This is a genomic window from Streptomyces sp. CB02959 (genome assembly GCF_002803155.1).
Classification (GTDB): Bacteria; Actinomycetota; Actinomycetes; order Streptomycetales; family Streptomycetaceae; genus Streptomyces.
In genome coordinates this window covers 111,079-126,011 of the sequence record NZ_NNBP01000012.1, presented here as the reverse complement: position 1 = coordinate 126,011, position 14,933 = coordinate 111,079, and the positions used below count along the sequence as shown (strand labels likewise).

General features: G+C 73.2%; 10 protein-coding genes. 8 read left to right on the top strand and 2 right to left on the bottom strand.

What is annotated here, in order from left to right; all coding sequences use genetic code 11:
• Positions 1 to 113 precede the first annotated feature (113 nt).
• Complete coding sequence (locus CG747_RS20565) at positions 114 to 1,142, bottom strand: Gfo/Idh/MocA family protein (RefSeq protein WP_180985632.1); 1,029 nt, start codon at positions 1,140 to 1,142, stop codon at positions 114 to 116.
• Positions 1,143 to 1,386: 244 nt separating this feature from the next.
• A complete protein-coding gene (locus CG747_RS20560; protein WP_100603240.1) occupies positions 1,387 to 2,307 on the bottom strand; it encodes a sugar phosphate isomerase/epimerase in 921 nt (306 codons plus the stop codon).
• Between the two features lie 404 nt (positions 2,308 to 2,711).
• Here CG747_RS20560 and iolC point away from each other — a divergent pair, with 404 nt between their 5' ends.
• The 8 genes from iolC (at position 2,712) to CG747_RS20520 (ending at position 14,769) form a co-directional block, all read left to right on the top strand.
• Positions 2,712 to 3,704 (top strand): 5-dehydro-2-deoxygluconokinase, encoded by a 993-nt coding sequence (gene iolC / locus CG747_RS20555; protein ID WP_100603239.1) that lies wholly within the window; start codon positions 2,712 to 2,714, stop codon positions 3,702 to 3,704.
• Positions 3,705 to 3,795: 91 nt separating this feature from the next.
• A complete protein-coding gene (locus tag CG747_RS20550; protein WP_100603238.1) occupies positions 3,796 to 4,683 on the top strand; it encodes a deoxyribose-phosphate aldolase in 888 nt (295 codons plus the stop codon).
• Between the two features lie 197 nt (positions 4,684 to 4,880).
• Positions 4,881 to 5,882: a 5-deoxy-glucuronate isomerase gene (iolB, locus tag CG747_RS20545; protein WP_257980567.1), complete on the top strand. Its 1,002-nt coding sequence runs from the start codon at positions 4,881 to 4,883 to the stop codon at positions 5,880 to 5,882.
• Positions 5,879 to 7,912, top strand: a complete 2,034-nt coding sequence (iolD, locus tag CG747_RS20540; RefSeq protein ID WP_257980566.1) for a 3D-(3,5/4)-trihydroxycyclohexane-1,2-dione acylhydrolase (decyclizing) — start codon at positions 5,879 to 5,881, stop codon at positions 7,910 to 7,912. The genes iolB and iolD overlap by 4 nt, the downstream gene beginning before the upstream one ends.
• Before the next feature lie 36 nt (positions 7,913 to 7,948).
• Complete coding sequence (locus CG747_RS20535) at positions 7,949 to 9,442, top strand: CoA-acylating methylmalonate-semialdehyde dehydrogenase (protein ID WP_100603237.1); 1,494 nt, start codon at positions 7,949 to 7,951, stop codon at positions 9,440 to 9,442.
• A gap of 253 nt (positions 9,443 to 9,695) precedes the next feature.
• Positions 9,696 to 10,838 carry a hypothetical protein gene (locus tag CG747_RS20530; protein ID WP_100603359.1) on the top strand — a complete coding sequence of 381 codons (1,143 nt, stop codon included), beginning with the start codon at positions 9,696 to 9,698 and terminating at the stop codon, positions 10,836 to 10,838.
• Positions 10,839 to 11,083: 245 nt separating this feature from the next.
• Entirely contained in the window at positions 11,084 to 13,912 is a 2,829-nt protein-coding gene (locus CG747_RS20525; protein WP_100603236.1) for a CocE/NonD family hydrolase, read from the top strand.
• A complete protein-coding gene (locus CG747_RS20520; protein ID WP_100603235.1) occupies positions 13,909 to 14,769 on the top strand; it encodes an ABC transporter permease in 861 nt (286 codons plus the stop codon). Before CG747_RS20525 ends, CG747_RS20520 begins: the two co-directional genes overlap by 4 nt.
• Positions 14,770 to 14,933: the final 164 nt, after the last annotated feature.

Below are 14,933 nucleotides of genomic sequence, written 5' to 3'. Positions count from 1 at the left end.
ACGACGCTCACCAGCCGCAGGCAACGTTCAACTGCGACTCTTCAGCAGTTCGCCTGTTCGCCTGTTCGTTGATTAATTCGTTCGCCGATTCGGTAATTCGCCGAATCGCCGGTTCACCGATAGAGAGCCGGCCGCTCGATCAACTCGACCGCGACCCGCTCCCCGGTGGCCTGTGCCAGGACGCCCGCCTCGCACACCGCGGCCGCCGCATAGCCGTCCCAGCAGCTGGGGCCCTCGACCTCGCCGCGCCGGGTGGCGTCCACCCAGCGCTGCACCTGCCGGTCGTACGCGTCCTCGAAACGTTCCACGAAGCCGGGGGGGATGGTGCCGCCCCAGCGGCCGGCGGTGTTGACGAACAGCCCGTGGTCGTCGCCGATCCGGGCGGTGCCGCCCTCGCAGACCGCCTCGCAGCCGACCTGGTAGCCGAAGCCGCAGTTGACGAAGAGTTCGGTGTCCACGACCTGGCCGCCCGCCGTCTCGAACAGGATCAGCTGCGGGTCGCTCAGCCCCTTCGGCGCGTTGCCGGTCGGTGCCGGCCGCAGGACCCGTACGGCCGTGATCTCCTCGCCGAGCAGCCAGCGGGTCACGTCGATCTCGTGCACCACCGAGTCGTTGATCATCATCGCGTTGGTGAAGCCGGGCGGGGTGTCGGCGTTGCGGTGCTTGTTGTGCAGCATCAGCGGTCGGCCGTAAGTCCCCTCGTCGAGCAGGGACTTGAGGGAGCGGTAGCCGGCGTCGTAGCGGCGCATGAAGCCCACCTGGACGCGGCGGTGGCCGAGCTTCTGTTCGGCTTCCAGGATCCGCAGCGCGGAGGCGGCGTCCGGGGTCAGCGGCTTTTCGCACAGCACCGGCAGGTCGCGGGCGAAGGCGTCGAGCAGTGCCGCCTCATGGGCCGGGCCCGGCGAGGCGATCAGTACGGCGTCCACTCCGGGGTCGTCCATGGCGGCGGCCGGATCGGTGTAGGCGGTGGCGCCCTCGATGCCCTTGGCGAACCGCTCCGCCCGGTCGGCGTCGATGTCGGCCACCGCCGCCACCCTGGCCCCGCTGATCACGTCATTGATGCGCCGCACGTGGTCGGCCCCCATGCGCCCGGTCCCGATGACCGCAACGCCCAGCGTCCCCCGCGTCCCCTGAGTCCCCATCGGCTCACTCGATCCGTTCGATTCCTTCGATCCCGCCACGCCCGCCTCGCTCATCTCGCGCATCTCTCCCATCGCGCCCGTCTCGCCCATGTCGTCCCTCAAGTCCTTCGTCTCGCTGTCGTCGACGCGCGCTGTCCCTTGCGCGCGCAGTAGCTGGCGTACGCCGTCCCTGACGTGCGCCGTCCCCGGCGCAAGCCGTTCCTCCGCGCGCAGGCCCGCACGCCGCCCACGCACCGAGAATCACTCACGCCCCGCAGGACCGCAGGAAGCGGCGCGTCCGCTGGGCGATCGGGAACGGCTGGTCGGGCGGGCACGGGTACATGTCCTGCTCGACGATGGCGAAGAGGTCGACGTTCAGCTCCTGGGCGGCTTCCAGGACGGGCGGCAGCGCCGGGACGCCCAGCGGCGGCTCGCACATCACGCCCTGTTGGACGGCCGGGCCGAACGGAGTGCCCTTGGCGACGACGTCGCTGAGGATGTCCGGGTCCACCTGCTTGAGGTGGAGGTAGCCGATCCGTTCGCCGTAGGTGCGGATCAGCTTGACGCTGTCACCGCCGCAGTAGGCGTAGTGGCCGGTGTCCAGGCAGAGGTTGACCAGGTCGGAGTCGGTGACGTCGAGGAAGCGTTCGACGTGCTCCTCGGTGTCGATGTGGGTGTCGGCGTGCGGGTGGACGACGATGTCCAGCCCGAACTCGTCGCGGACCCGCTTGCCCAGGCGCTCCATGCCGGTGGTCAGGTGCTTCCACTGCTCGACGGTCAGCTCGGGCGGCTCGATGATCTCGGCGGTCTTGTCGTCCCGCCAGAAGGAGGGGATGACGACGAGGTGCCGGGCACCCATCGCCTGGGTGAGGGTGGCGACCTCGGAGACGTGCGCCCAGGTCTTGTCCCATACGGACGGGCCGTGGTGCATCGAGGTGAAGATGGTGCCGGCCGAGACCTTGAGGCCGCGGCGGTCGGTCTCCTCGCGCAGGGCGGCGGGGTCGGTGGGCAGGTAGCCGTACGGGCCGAGTTCGATCCACTCGTAGCCGGCTTCGGCGACCTCGTCCAGGAAGCGCCGCCAGGGGACCTGCTGCGCGTCGTCGGGGAACCAGACGCCCCAGGAGTCCGGGGCGGAACCGATGCGGAGGCGGTCCAGAACGGGCGAGGCGGCACGGGGTGCGGACATGCTGCGGCTCTCCTCTCGCCGGTCGGCGGTGACCGGGAGGCGCTGGGGTGGGTTGTGGGGCACAGCCTCTCTGCCGCCCTGGGGAGTGTCAAGACTTCGTCCTGACATAAGGACGTAATGACTTGGGGGTGGAGTGGCGGGGCGCAGGGGTGGTGGGGGAGGGGTGGGGGAGGTGCGAGTGGCGGGCGGGATTGATGGCCGAGGTGGAGTGGTTGAGGTCATAATGTAAGGACAAACTGTTGACAGGGTTTGTGTGTGCCCGTTAGACCTTTGGTCGGAGCTGGAACCGGCAGGGAGAGCCGGTTCCGATCGACCGACCCGCCGTGCCGGCCTCCGCCAAGCTCTCGGTTTCGCTTGAGCAGGGGGAGACCCACCGTCGCGCCGGGCGACCCGAAGGGGCGTCTATGACCGAGCCGTACGACCTGATCACCATGGGGCGCATCGGGGTGGACATCTACCCGTTGCAGACCGGGGTGTCGCTCGCCCAGGTGGAGACCTTCGGGAAGTTCCTCGGTGGGTCCGCCGCCAATGTGGCGGTGGCGGCCGCCCGGCTGGGGCGGCGCACCGCCGTCATCAGCCGCACCGGGCGGGACCCGTTCGGGGAGTACCTCCACCAGGCGCTGCGCGACTTCGGGGTCGATGACCGCTGGGTGACCCCGGTGGCGGGCCTTCCCACGCCGGTGACGTTCTGCGAGATCTTCCCGCCGGACGACTTCCCGCTCTACTTCTACCGTCGCCCCAAGGCCCCCGACCTGGTCATCCACCCCGAGGAACTGGACCTGGAGGCGATCCGCGCGGCCCGGATCTTCTGGGTCACCGGCACCGGGCTGTGCGAGGAGCCGAGCCGCGGCGCCACACTGGCCGCACTGCGGGCCCGCGACCGCAAGGGCACCACCGTCTTCGACCTGGACTGGCGGCCGATGTTCTGGGGCGGCCAGGGCGGTGCCTCCGGGGACGGCGGGGCGACCGGTGCGGCCGCGATGGCCGCCGCCCGGCCGTACTACGAGGCCGCGCTGCGGCACGCGACGGTGGCGGTCGGCAACATCGACGAGGCCGAGGTCGCCACCGGCCTGCGGGACCCGAAAGCCTGCGCCGAGGCGCTGCTCGACATGGGCGTGGAACTGGCCGTCATCAAACAGGGGCCGAAGGGCGTGCTCGCCGTCCACCGGGACGGCCGCTCCGCCGAGGTGCCGCCCACCCCCGTCGAGGTGGTCAACGGGCTCGGCGCCGGGGACGCGTTCGGCGGGTCGTTGTGCCACGGGCTGCTGGCCGGGCGGGAGTTGGCGCCGATGATGCATCACGCCAATGCCGCCGGGGCGATCGTCGCCTCCCGGCTGGCGTGTTCGTCCGCGATGCCGACGGCCGAAGAGGTCGAGGAGTTCCTCGCGGGGCGGTGAGCGGACTCCCCGTGGGCCCGCCCGCCTCCGCTCCGCCTCTGCCCCGCTTCCGCCCCACCCCACTCGTGTCCTCCAGAAGGTGAGTTGAGTCTTGACTCCTCGGATCAGTGACCTCCCGGCGCTGCGGGCCCGGCATCCCGAAGCCGTCGCGGAGGCCGCCGCCCGCCGCGCCCGTCGCCCGCTGCTCGGCGACAGCGGCCGGCTGATGATCGTCGCCGCCGACCATCCGGCCCGGGGCGCGCTCGCCGTCGGCGACCGCCAACTGGCCATGGCCAACCGCCTGGACCTGCTCGAACGGCTGGTCCTGGCGCTGTCCCGGCCCGGTGTCGACGGAGTGCTGGCCACCGCCGACATCCTGGAGGACCTGCTGCTGCTCGGCGCCCTCGAAGGCAAGGTCGTCATGGGCTCCATGAACCGCGGCGGGATCGCGGGCGCCGCCTTCGAGATGGACGACCGGTTCACCGGCCACCGCCCCCAGGACATCGCCCGACTCCGCTTCGACGCGGGCAAGCTGCTGCTGCGCATCGACTACGAGGACCCCGGTTCGCTGACCACTCTGGAGGCCACCGCCCGCGCCATCGACGCGATGGCGGAACGCGGACTCCCCACGTTCGTCGAACCGTTCCTCTCCCGGCGGATAGACGGCGCGGTCCGCAACGACCTCAGCCCGGAAGCCGTCACCCGTTCCGTCGCCATCGCCTCCGGCCTCGGCGGTACGTCCGCCTACACCTGGTTGAAGCTGCCGGTCACCGACGACCCCGACGCGATGGCCCGGGTCTGCGAGACCTCCACCCTGCCCGTCGTCCTCCTCGGTGGCGACGTCGGCGGGACGGTGCGGGAGCAGGAAGCCGCCTACGAGAAGTGGCGCAAGGCGCTCCGGCTGCCGACCGTGCACGGCCTGGTCGTCGGCCGCTCGCTCCTCTATCCGGCGGACGGCGATGTGGCGGCCGCGGTCGACACCGCCGTGGGGCTGCTCTAGGGCCGGTCCGACGAGCCAGGGCCGCATCGGCCCCGGGCCCGTCCGGTGAATCGCGGCCGGACGGCCGGACGGCCGGACGGCCGGGCAGGCTCTGACGCGGGTGCGGCGCCGCCGGGACCAGCGGTCCGAGCGGTCCGAACCGGGCGTCACGCCGCCGGAGAACCTCACTGTCAGTGGCGAGTAGGAGACTTGCAGTCATGAGCGCCGAATCCGCAGACACCCACACCTCCCGCGGGCACGACACACCGCACGACGGGATCGACGAGTCCACCATCCCCACCCCCACCCCCACCTCTGGCCCCACCTCCGCCTTCCACCTCGCGGCGGGCCGTGCCGCCGACGGTCCGTACGCCCTCGACATCTCGCCGGAGAAGGCCGGCTGGGGCTACTCCTCCCTGCGGATCCTCGACCTGCCACCGGGCGGCGACCACTCCTTCGCGACCGGCGACAGCGAATGGATCGTGCTGCCGCTCTCCGGTGGCTGCACGGTCCGGACCGACGGACCCGGCGGCGGGACGTTCGAACTGACCGGTCGGGAGAGCGTGTTCAGCGGGGTGACGGACTTCGCGTACGTACCGCGGGACGCGCAGGTCCGGATCGGCAGTCCGGGCGGCGGGCGGTTCGCGCTCACCGGGGCGCGCTGCACACGCCGGCTGCCCGCCCGTTACGGTGCCGCGTCCGACGTGCCCGTGGAGCTGCGCGGCACCGGCACCTGCTCACGGCAGGTCAACAACTTCGGCGCGGCCGGCGTGTTCGACTGCGACCGGCTGATCGCGGTGGAAGTGCTCACCCCCGGGGGCAACTGGTCGTCGTATCCGCCGCACAAGCACGACGAGTGCCGCCCCGGCGAGGAGTCCGAGCTCGAAGAGATCTACTACTTCGAGATCGCGGCCGCCCACGGGACGGCGGGGCTGGGCTACCAGCGGGTGACACCCTCCGGGCGCGGGCGCGGTACGGACGTCCTCGCCGAGGTCCGCACGGGGGACGCGGTGCTGATCCCGGACGGGTGGCACGGCCCGTCCATCGCCGCCCCCGGGCACGACATGTACTACCTCAACGTCATGGCGGGGCCGGGCGAGCAGCGCCAGTGGCTGATCTGCGACCACCCCGACCACGGCTGGATCCGCACGACCTGGCCGCAGCAGCCGGTCGATCCCCGACTCCCTCTGTACGAAGCACCGGCAGGAGATCCGCGATGACCGCCCCGACCAACGATCCGACGGCCGACCACCCGACGAGCGGCGATCCGACGGGCAAGGCGGCCGACGCCTCCCCGCGCGTCCCCGCGCACGCCCCCACGAGCGGGGCGGCGAACGCCGCGACCGGCACCCGCCGGCTGACCGTGGCACAGGCCCTGGTGGAGTTCCTCGCCCACCAGTACACCGAGCGGGACGGCCGCCGCCACCGCCTGATCACCGCCTGCTGGGGCATCTTCGGACACGGCAACGTCGCCGGAATCGGGCAGGCGCTGCTGGAGTCCGGCGGCGCGGCGGCCCGGGGGACGGCCGACGGCCCGCCGAAACTCCCGTACTTCCAGGGGCGCAACGAACAGGCCATGGTGCACGCCGCGGTGGGCTACGCCCGGCAGTGCGACCGGCTCTCCGCGCAGGCCGTGACCACCTCCATCGGGCCGGGGGCCACCAACCTCGTCACGGGCGCCGCGCTCGCCACCGTCAACCGCCTCCCCGTGCTGCTGCTGCCCGGCGACGTGTTCGCCACCCGGCCCGCCGATCCCGTCCTCCAGCAGCTCGAAGTGCCCTTTGCGGGCGATGTGTCGGTCAATGACGCGCTGCGCCCCGTCTCCCGCTACTTCGACCGGGTCACCCGGCCCGAAGCGCTGATTCCGGCCGCCCTCCAGGCGATGCGGGTGCTCGCCGACCCGGTCGAGACCGGCGCCGTCACCCTCGCGCTGCCGCAGGACGTGCAGGCCGAGGCGTACGACTGGCCGGTGGAGTTCTTCGCCGACCGGGTGTGGCGGGTCCCCCGGCCCGCGCCCGACGCCGACGCCCTGGCGGACGCGGTGCGGGCCGTCCGGGAGGCCCGCCGGCCGCTGATCGTCGCGGGCGGCGGCGTCCACCACAGCGAGGCCGAGGAGGCGCTGCGGGCCTTCGTCGAGGCCACCGGCATCCCGGTCGCCGCCACCCAGGCGGGCAAGGGATCGCTGCGCCACGACCACCCGGCGGACGTCGGCGGCATCGGCCACACCGGCACCGCCACCGCCGACGGGCTGGCCCGGCGGGCCGACCTGGTGATCGGTGTCGGCACCCGCTACACCGACTTCACCACCGCCTCCGCCACCCTCTTCGCCGAGCCCGGGGTCCGCTTCGTCAACCTCAACATCGCCGCGTTCGACTCCCACAAGCTCGGCGCCCTCGCCCTGGTCGCCGACGCCCGCGCCGGACTCGACGCGCTCCGCGAGGCCCTCACCGGCCACCGCGTGGACGCCGCCTACGAGACCGGGTACGCCGCGGCCAAGGCGGACTGGGAGCGGCGGGTGGACGCCGCGTACGAGGCCGCCGACCCCCTCGCGCAGCCGTCGCAGACCCAGGTCCTCGGGGCGCTGGACGCACTCGTCGACGATTCCGACGTCATCCTCAACGCGGCCGGTTCGCTCCCCGGTGACCTGCACAAACTCTGGCGCGCCCGGTCCCGCCGGCAGTACCACCTCGAATACGGCTACTCCTGCATGGGCTATGAGATCCCGGCCGCGATCGGGGTCAAGATGGCCGCTCCCGACCGCCCGGTGTGGGCACTCGTCGGCGACGGTACATATCTGATGAACCCCACAGAAATCGTCACCGCCGTCCAGGAGGGCATCAACATCACCCTCGTCCTCATCCAGAACCACGGCTATGCCTCCATCGGCGGCCTCTCCCAGGAGACCGGCGGCGAGCGCTTCGGCACCGACTACCGCTTCCGCGCCGCGGACGGCACGTACACCGGCGAGCCGCTGCCCGTCGATCTCGCCGCCAACGCCGCCTCACTGGGCATGCGGGTACTGCGCGCCACGACCGTCGCCGAACTGCGCACCGCCCTCGCCGCGGCACGTGACGCAAAAGCGCCCACATGTGTCTACGTGGAGACCAAAACGACTGACACTGTGCCGGGCGCGCCGCCGGCCCAGGCCTGGTGGGATGTACCCGTTGCCGAGACCGCGACGCGTCCGGCGGCGGTCGCCGCCCGCAAGGCGTACGACGAGCACGCCGCCGCCCGCCGCCGCCACCTCTGACATCCGCTCTGCCGCACTGTACGAAAGGCCCCTCGCATGAAGACCATCAACCACTGGATCGGCGGGAAGCCCGTGGAGGGCGTCTCCGGCAACTTCGGGCCGGTCTACAACCCTGCCACCGGTGCCCAGGAGAAGCAGGTCGCCTTCGCCTCCGTCGAGGAGGTCGACGCCGCGGTCAGCGCCGCCAAGGACGCGTACCGCAGCTGGGGCACCAGCTCGCTGGCCGCGCGCACCTCGGTGCTCTTCAAGTACCGCGCGCTGGTGGACGCGCACCGCGACGAGCTGGCCCGGCTGATCACCGCCGAGCACGGCAAGGTGCACTCCGACGCGCTCGGCGAGGTCGCCCGCGGCCTGGAGATCATCGAGCTGGCCTGCGGCATCCCGGAGAAGCTCAAGGGCGAGCTGTCCACCCAGGTGTCGACGCGGGTGGACGTGGCCTCGATCCGCCAGTCGCTGGGCGTGGTCGCCGGCATCACGCCGTTCAACTTCCCCGCGATGGTCCCGATGTGGATGTTCCCGATCGCCATCGCCTGCGGCAACACCTTCGTCCTGAAGCCGAGCGAGAAGGTGCCCAGCGCCGCGTTCAAGCTCGCCGAGCTGGCCGCCGAGGCGGGCCTGCCCGACGGCGTGCTGAACATCGTCAACGGCGACAAGGTGGCCGTCGACGCCCTCCTCGCGCACCCGGACGTCGCCGCCGTCTCCTTCGTGGGCTCCACCCCCATCGCCCGGTACATCCACACCACCGGCACCACCAACGGCAAGCGCGTCCAGGCGCTGGGCGGCGCCAAGAACCACATGCTGGTCCTCCCGGACGCCGACCTCGACCTGGCCGCCGACTCCGCGATCAACGCCGCGTACGGCTCGGCCGGCGAGCGCTGCATGGCGATCTCCGTGGTCGTCGCCGTCGGCGACACCGCCGACCCGCTGATCGGCAAGATCAAGGAACGCGCCGACAAGCTGCGCATCGGCCCCGGCGACGACCCGGCCTCCGAGATGGGCCCGCTGATCACCAAGGCGCACCGCGACAAGGTCGCCTCGTACGTCACCGGTGCCGCCGCCCAGGGCGCCGACGTCGTCATCGACGGCACCGGCTACACCGTCGAGGGCTACGAGGACGGCCACTGGGTCGGCGTCTCGCTGCTCGACAACGTCACGCCGGAGATGGACGCCTACCGCGACGAGATCTTCGGCCCGGTGCTCTCCGTCGTCCGCGTCGACACCTACGAGCAGGCCATCGAGCTGATGAACTCCTCGCCGTGGGGCAACGGCACCGCGATCTTCACCCGGGACGGCGGCGCGGCCCGCCGCTTCCAGCTGGAGGTCGAGGCCGGCATGGTCGGCGTGAACGTGCCGATCCCGGTCCCGGTGGGTTACCACTCCTTCGGCGGCTGGAAGGACTCGCTCTTCGGCGACCACCACATCTACGGCAACGACGGCGTGCACTTCTACACCCGCGGCAAGGTCGTCACCACCCGCTGGCCCGACCCGGCCGACGGCGGCATCAACCTGGGCTTCCCCAGCAACCACTGACCGGAACCCAGGATCCCGGCCGGCGGACGCGCCCCCCTCACGGGCGCTTCCGCCCGGACTCCCTGCCGGACCCCCGCCGGCAGGGAGTCCGCATGCCCGCCGCCACCGGTGCCGCAGGCCGCCGTCCACCGCCGCGGCCCGGTGGCGGCAACGGGCCCCGGTCCGGGGGCAGACCCCGCGGCCGGGCATTGCTACGGTGCTGGTCGCGCCGCGGAAGGCATCGCCGCGCGGCACCGACACCACGGGGGATCACATGGCACAAGGCAACGCGCTGGCCAAGGGCGCGCGGATCACCGCGGGCATACTCTGCCTGCTGTTCTTCTTCTGGACGGCGTACTGGCTCGTCGTCGACCTCGGCGCGTTCGGCATCGTCGGCGTCTGGGACAGCTGGACCGGCAGCCGCCCGCCGGGCACCAACGCGGTCACCGACCCCGTCCAACTGGGCTTCTGCCTGCTCCAACTGACCGCCGCCATCGCCGCGTTCGCGGGCCGCCGCTCGGCCGGCGGGCTGCTGGCCGTCGCCACCACCGTCACCTTCGCCACCGCCCTCCAGGCCCTGATCAGCGTCGGCAACCACACCAGCGACGACCGCTGGTTCCGCAACGCCGAGACCGGCACCGCCACTTTCGACGGGGTCTTCCTCAGCAGCCTGCCGCTGTTCCTGCTGACCCTGGTCGCCGGCATCGTGCTGCTGGCCGGGATGCGGTCCTGGCCGCGCCCGGCCCCCAGCGGGCCGCCCGCCCGCCCGGCAAAGGCCGCCGGCGTGATCGGCGGACTGACGCTCGGCGCCATGGCCCTGGGCTACGTCGTCTACCAGCTCTACATCCTGGTGCAGTACGGCACGGGATCCTTCACCATGCTCTACCTCGGCAAGGGCGCGCTGACCTCGCTGCTGGCGCTCGCCCCCGGCTGGTACGCGGTGGTGTTCCTCCTGCTGACCGCGATCGCCGGGATCAACAGCCTGGCGCGCGGCTGCGCGGCCCGCGGCCTCGGCCTCGGCCTGGCCGTCGCACTGCTGCCCAACGCCGTGCTGACGGTCGTGTCGTTCCTCGACTCCGGCACGTTCCTGGACCTGAGCAAGGACATGCCGGGCCTGAGCATCATCATCTACGCCCAGCTGGCGCTCGACCTGCTCGGGTCGCTGGCGCTGGGCGCCCTGATGGTCCGCGGCGAGCCGGTCGCGCCCACCTGGCAGCCGCCGTCCCCGGCACTGGCCTTCGCCGCCCCCGGCTTCGTACCGGGACCCGCGGGCCCGCCGCCGGCCGGCTGGCAGCAGCCCGGCCCGCCGCCCATGCCCCCGGTCGGCGGCCCGCCCATGCCGCCGGTCGCCGGCCCGCCCATGCCGCCCGGCGCCCCGCAGCCCCCGCAGGGCGGTTTCGGCCCGCCGCAGTACTGACACCAGGAGCGGATACGGGAACGGCGGTCGCCGGCCAACGGGCCGACGGCCGCCGTTCCCGTATCCGCGCACCGGCGGCACCGCCTGACGGCGACTTCGAAGACCGCGACCGGCGACGGACGGCCGGGCCCGCGGCCCGTACCGCGGATGCGGTATGGCCCCGGCGGGGGCTACTGCGCGGGGAGGGCGCCCGGTTCCGCCCCCGGGACGGGCCGCCCGCCCGGACCGCTCCCTAGGATTCAGCCATGGATCTCCGACTGCGCGGGCGCCGGCTCTACGCCGCCGTGGGCGCGCTGGCCCTCCTCATAGGAGGCGGCTCCTGGGCGGCCGCCGCCTCGGACAACCCGCCCACCGTGCACCGCGAGGACCACGTCCTGACGATGCCCGAGACGCCCGGCGCCACCCGGACGGTGCGGATCGACACCTCCTTCTTCACCGCGAGCGGCGGCACCGGCGGCCGCCGGCCCGCGGTCCTCCTGGGCCACGGCTTCGGCGGCAGCAAGGCCGACGTCCGCACCGAGGCCGAGCAACTGGCCCAGGACGGCTACGCGGTGCTGACCTGGTCGGCGCGCGGCTTCGGCAGGTCCACCGGCAAGATCGGGCTGAACGACCCGGACGCCGAGGTCGCCGACGTCAGCCGGCTGATCGACTGGCTCGCCAAACGCCCCGAGGTGCGGCTCGACAAGCCCGGCGACCCGCGGGTGGGCATCGCCGGCACCTCGTACGGCGGCGCCCTGGCCCTGCTGGCCGCCGGCCACGATCCGCGGGTGGACGCCATCGCCCCGCAGATCACCTACTGGAACCTCGCCGACGCGCTCTTCCCCAACGGGGTGTTCAAGAAGCTGTGGGCCGGAATCTTCTTCACCACCGGCACGGCCGGTTCCCCCTCCGGCACCACCGGTTCCCCCACCGGAGCCTCGGGCACCGCCTCCGCCGCGCCCACCGCGTCCGCCCCCGCCACCCCTCCCGACTCGTCAGGCTCATCTGACTCTTCCGACCCGTCCGTCTCTGCCGGCGGCTGCGGACGGTTCCAGCCCGTGCTCTGCGCGATGTACGAGCGGATCGCGGTCAGCGGAAAACCGGACGCCGCGGCCCGCCGGCTCCTGGAGGCCCGCAGCCCCTCCGCCGTCGCCGACCGCATCAAGGTGCCCGCCCTCCTCATGCAGGGCCAGACCGACTCGCTGTTCTCCCTCGACCAGGCCGACGCCATGGCCCGGGCCCTCCGCCACAACGGCGCACCCGTCGCCGTCGACTGGATCGCCGGCGGACACGACGGCGGCGACCGGGAGACCTCCCGGCTCACCGCACGCACCACCGCCTGGTTCGACCGCTACCTCAAGGGCGACCGACACGCCGCCACCGGGCCCGCGTTCCGGGTCAGCCGCACCGGGGGAGTGGACTCCACCGCCGGCACCGTACGGCTCCGCGGCGCGAGCGCCGACCGCTACCCGGGCCTGGACCACGACCCGCGCCCCATCCCGCTGACCGGCCGGGAACAGCGCTTCGCCAACCCCGCCGGCGCCGCCCCGCCCGCGATCTCCGCCGTCCCCGGCGCGGGTGCCCTCGGCAACCTCTCCGCCCTCGGCGCCGGCGGCCTCTCCCTCGACTTCCCCGGCCAGTACGCGCACTTCGACTCCGCGCCGCTGAGCGCCCCCGTCCACCTCACCGGCAGCCCCACCACCACCGTGCGGATCCGGTCCAGCTCCGCGGACGCGGTGTTCTTCGCCAAGCTCTACGACGTCGCCCCGGACGGCCGCCGCCAACTGCTGCCGTCCCAACTGGTCACGCCGTACCGCGTCGAAGGGGCCGGGGACGGCCGCACCGTGCGGCTCCGACTGCCCACCGTCGACCACGACTTCGCCGCCGGCCACCGGCTGCGCCTGGTGCTCGCCGCCACCGACCTGGCCTACGCCACCCCGGCCGCGCCCGCCACCTACACCGTCTCCCTGGCCGGCGGCACGCCCGCGCACGCCCCGGCGACCACCGGCAACCTCGACGTGCCCACCGCGCCCGAGGTGCGCAGCGCGGCCGCCCCGCTGCCCGCCTGGACCTGGGCGCTGCCCGCGGCCGCCGCGGTGCTGGCCGCGCTGCTGCTGCTCACCGCCCGCCGCAGGACCGCGGCGCCCGCGCCCGACCCGGCCCTGGCCGGCGTCCCGCTCCAGATCACCGACCTGACCAAGCGCTACGCCAAGTCCACCGACCGGTACGCGGTCCGCGATCTGACCTTCCGCGTCGAACGCGGCCAGGTGCTGGGCCTGCTCGGTCCCAACGGTGCCGGCAAGACCACCACCCTGCGGATGCTGATGGGCCTGATCCGCCCGGACGGCGGGGAGGTCCGGGTGTTCGGCCAGGCCATCAGGCCGGGCGCGCCGGTGCTGTCGCGGGTCGGCGCGTTCGTCGAGGGCGCCGGCTTCCTGCCGCACCTGTCCGGCCGGGCCAACCTCGACCTGTACTGGCAGGCGACCGGCCGCCCCGCCGCCGACGCGCACGCCGAGGAGGCGCTGGAGATCGCCGGGCTGGGCGACGCCCTGGAGCGCGCGGTCCGCACCTACTCGCAGGGCATGCGGCAGCGCCTCGCCCTCGCCCAGGCCATGCTCGGCCTGCCGGACCTGCTGATCCTCGACGAGCCGACCAACGGCCTGGACCCGCCGCAGATCCGCGAGATGCGCGAGGTGATGATCCGCTACGCCGCGGCCGGACGCACCGTCATCGTCTCCAGCCACCTGCTGTCCGAGGTCGAGCAGAGCTGCACCCACCTGGTCGTCATGGACCGCGGCCGGCTCGTCCAGGCCGGCCCGGTCGGCGACATCGTGGGCTCCGGCGACACCGTGCTGATCGACGTCGGCGACGCCGCACCGCTCTCCGACGCGCTGGTGGACAAGGTCGGCGCGCTCCCCGGCGTGGCCTCCGCGGCCCGCGCCGACGAGGGCCTGCTGGTCCGGCTCGCCGCCCCCGACGGCACCCCGCGGCTGCTGGCCGAACTGCTCCGGCTGGAAGTCCCGGTGCACCGCGTCGGCCCGCACCGCCGCCTGGAGGACGCCTTCCTCACCCTGATCGGAGAAGACGGACGATGACCGCCACCACCCCGGCGGCGGCGCCCGGATACCGCGCCCGGCGCACCCTGCCGTTGCGCGTCGAGGCCCGCCGCCAACTCCGGCGCCGCCGCACCCTGGTGATCGCCGCGATCCTGACGCTGCTGCCGTTCGTCCTCGTCGCGGCGTTCGCGATCGGCGGCGACCCCGGCACCCGCAACACCGGCCGGATCAGCCTGATGGCCACCGCCACCGCCTCCGGCGGCAACTTCGCCGCCACCGCACTGTTCGTCTCCGCCGGCTTCCTGCTGGTCGTGCCGGTCGCGCTGTTCTGCGGGGACACCGTCGCCTCCGAGGCCAGCTGGTCCTCGCTGCGCTACCTGCTCGCCGCGCCGGTGCCCCGGGCCCGGCTGCTGCTGAGCAAACTCACCGTGGGACTGGTGTTCAGCGCCGCCGCGATGCTGCTGCTGCCGCTGGTCGCCCTGGCGGTGGGCACCGCCGCGTACGGCTGGGGTCCGCTCCAGCTGCCCACCGGCGGCGCGCTCGCCCCGGGCGACGCGGTGCTGCGGCTGGCCGTGGTGACCGGCTACGTCTTCGTCAGCCAGCTGGTCACCGCGGCGCTGGCGTTCTGGCTGTCCACGGTGACCGACGCGCCGCTGGGCGCGGTCGGCGGCGCCGTCGGGCTGACCATCGTCGGCAACGTCCTCGACCAGGTCACCGCGCTCGGCGACTGGCGCGCCGTGCTGCCCGCCCACTGGCAGTACGCGTGGGCGGACGCGCTCCAGCCCCAGATGGAGTGGTCCGGGATGCTCCAGGGCGCCTCGGTCTCGGTGTCCTACGCGCTGGTGCTCACCGCCCTGGCCTTCCGCGGCTTCGCCCGCAAGGACGTGGTGTCGTAACCGGGCCGGGCACGGGGGACGCACCGCCCGCCGCGAACAACTGTCCCCTTTGGGGACGGCGGCACCCGCCACGCCTTCACCGCCTACGTCGGCCTGGACTCCCACCCGATCACCCTCCAGGACGTCGACTGCGCACCGTGACCCCTCGGCACACGACGAGGGCG

What these genes read in the sequence shown, in the direction of transcription:
- CG747_RS20520 (WP_100603235.1), top strand. Translation starts at nt 13,909, where the DNA reads ATGACCGCCACCACCCCGGCGGCGGCGCCCGGATACCGCGCCCGGCGC.
- CG747_RS20560 (WP_100603240.1), bottom strand. Translation starts at nt 2,307, where the DNA reads ATGTCCGCACCCCGTGCCGCCTCGCCCGTTCTGGACCGCCTCCGCATC.
- CG747_RS20530 (WP_100603359.1), top strand. Translation starts at nt 9,696, where the DNA reads ATGGCACAAGGCAACGCGCTGGCCAAGGGCGCGCGGATCACCGCGGGC.
- CG747_RS20525 (WP_100603236.1), top strand. Translation starts at nt 11,084, where the DNA reads ATGGATCTCCGACTGCGCGGGCGCCGGCTCTACGCCGCCGTGGGCGCG.
- CG747_RS20535 (WP_100603237.1), top strand. Translation starts at nt 7,949, where the DNA reads ATGAAGACCATCAACCACTGGATCGGCGGGAAGCCCGTGGAGGGCGTC.
- iolD (WP_257980566.1), top strand. Translation starts at nt 5,879, where the DNA reads ATGACCGCCCCGACCAACGATCCGACGGCCGACCACCCGACGAGCGGC.
- CG747_RS20565 (WP_180985632.1), bottom strand. Translation starts at nt 1,142, where the DNA reads ATGGGGACTCAGGGGACGCGGGGGACGCTGGGCGTTGCGGTCATCGGG.
- iolB (WP_257980567.1), top strand. Translation starts at nt 4,881, where the DNA reads ATGAGCGCCGAATCCGCAGACACCCACACCTCCCGCGGGCACGACACA.
- iolC (WP_100603239.1), top strand. Translation starts at nt 2,712, where the DNA reads ATGACCGAGCCGTACGACCTGATCACCATGGGGCGCATCGGGGTGGAC.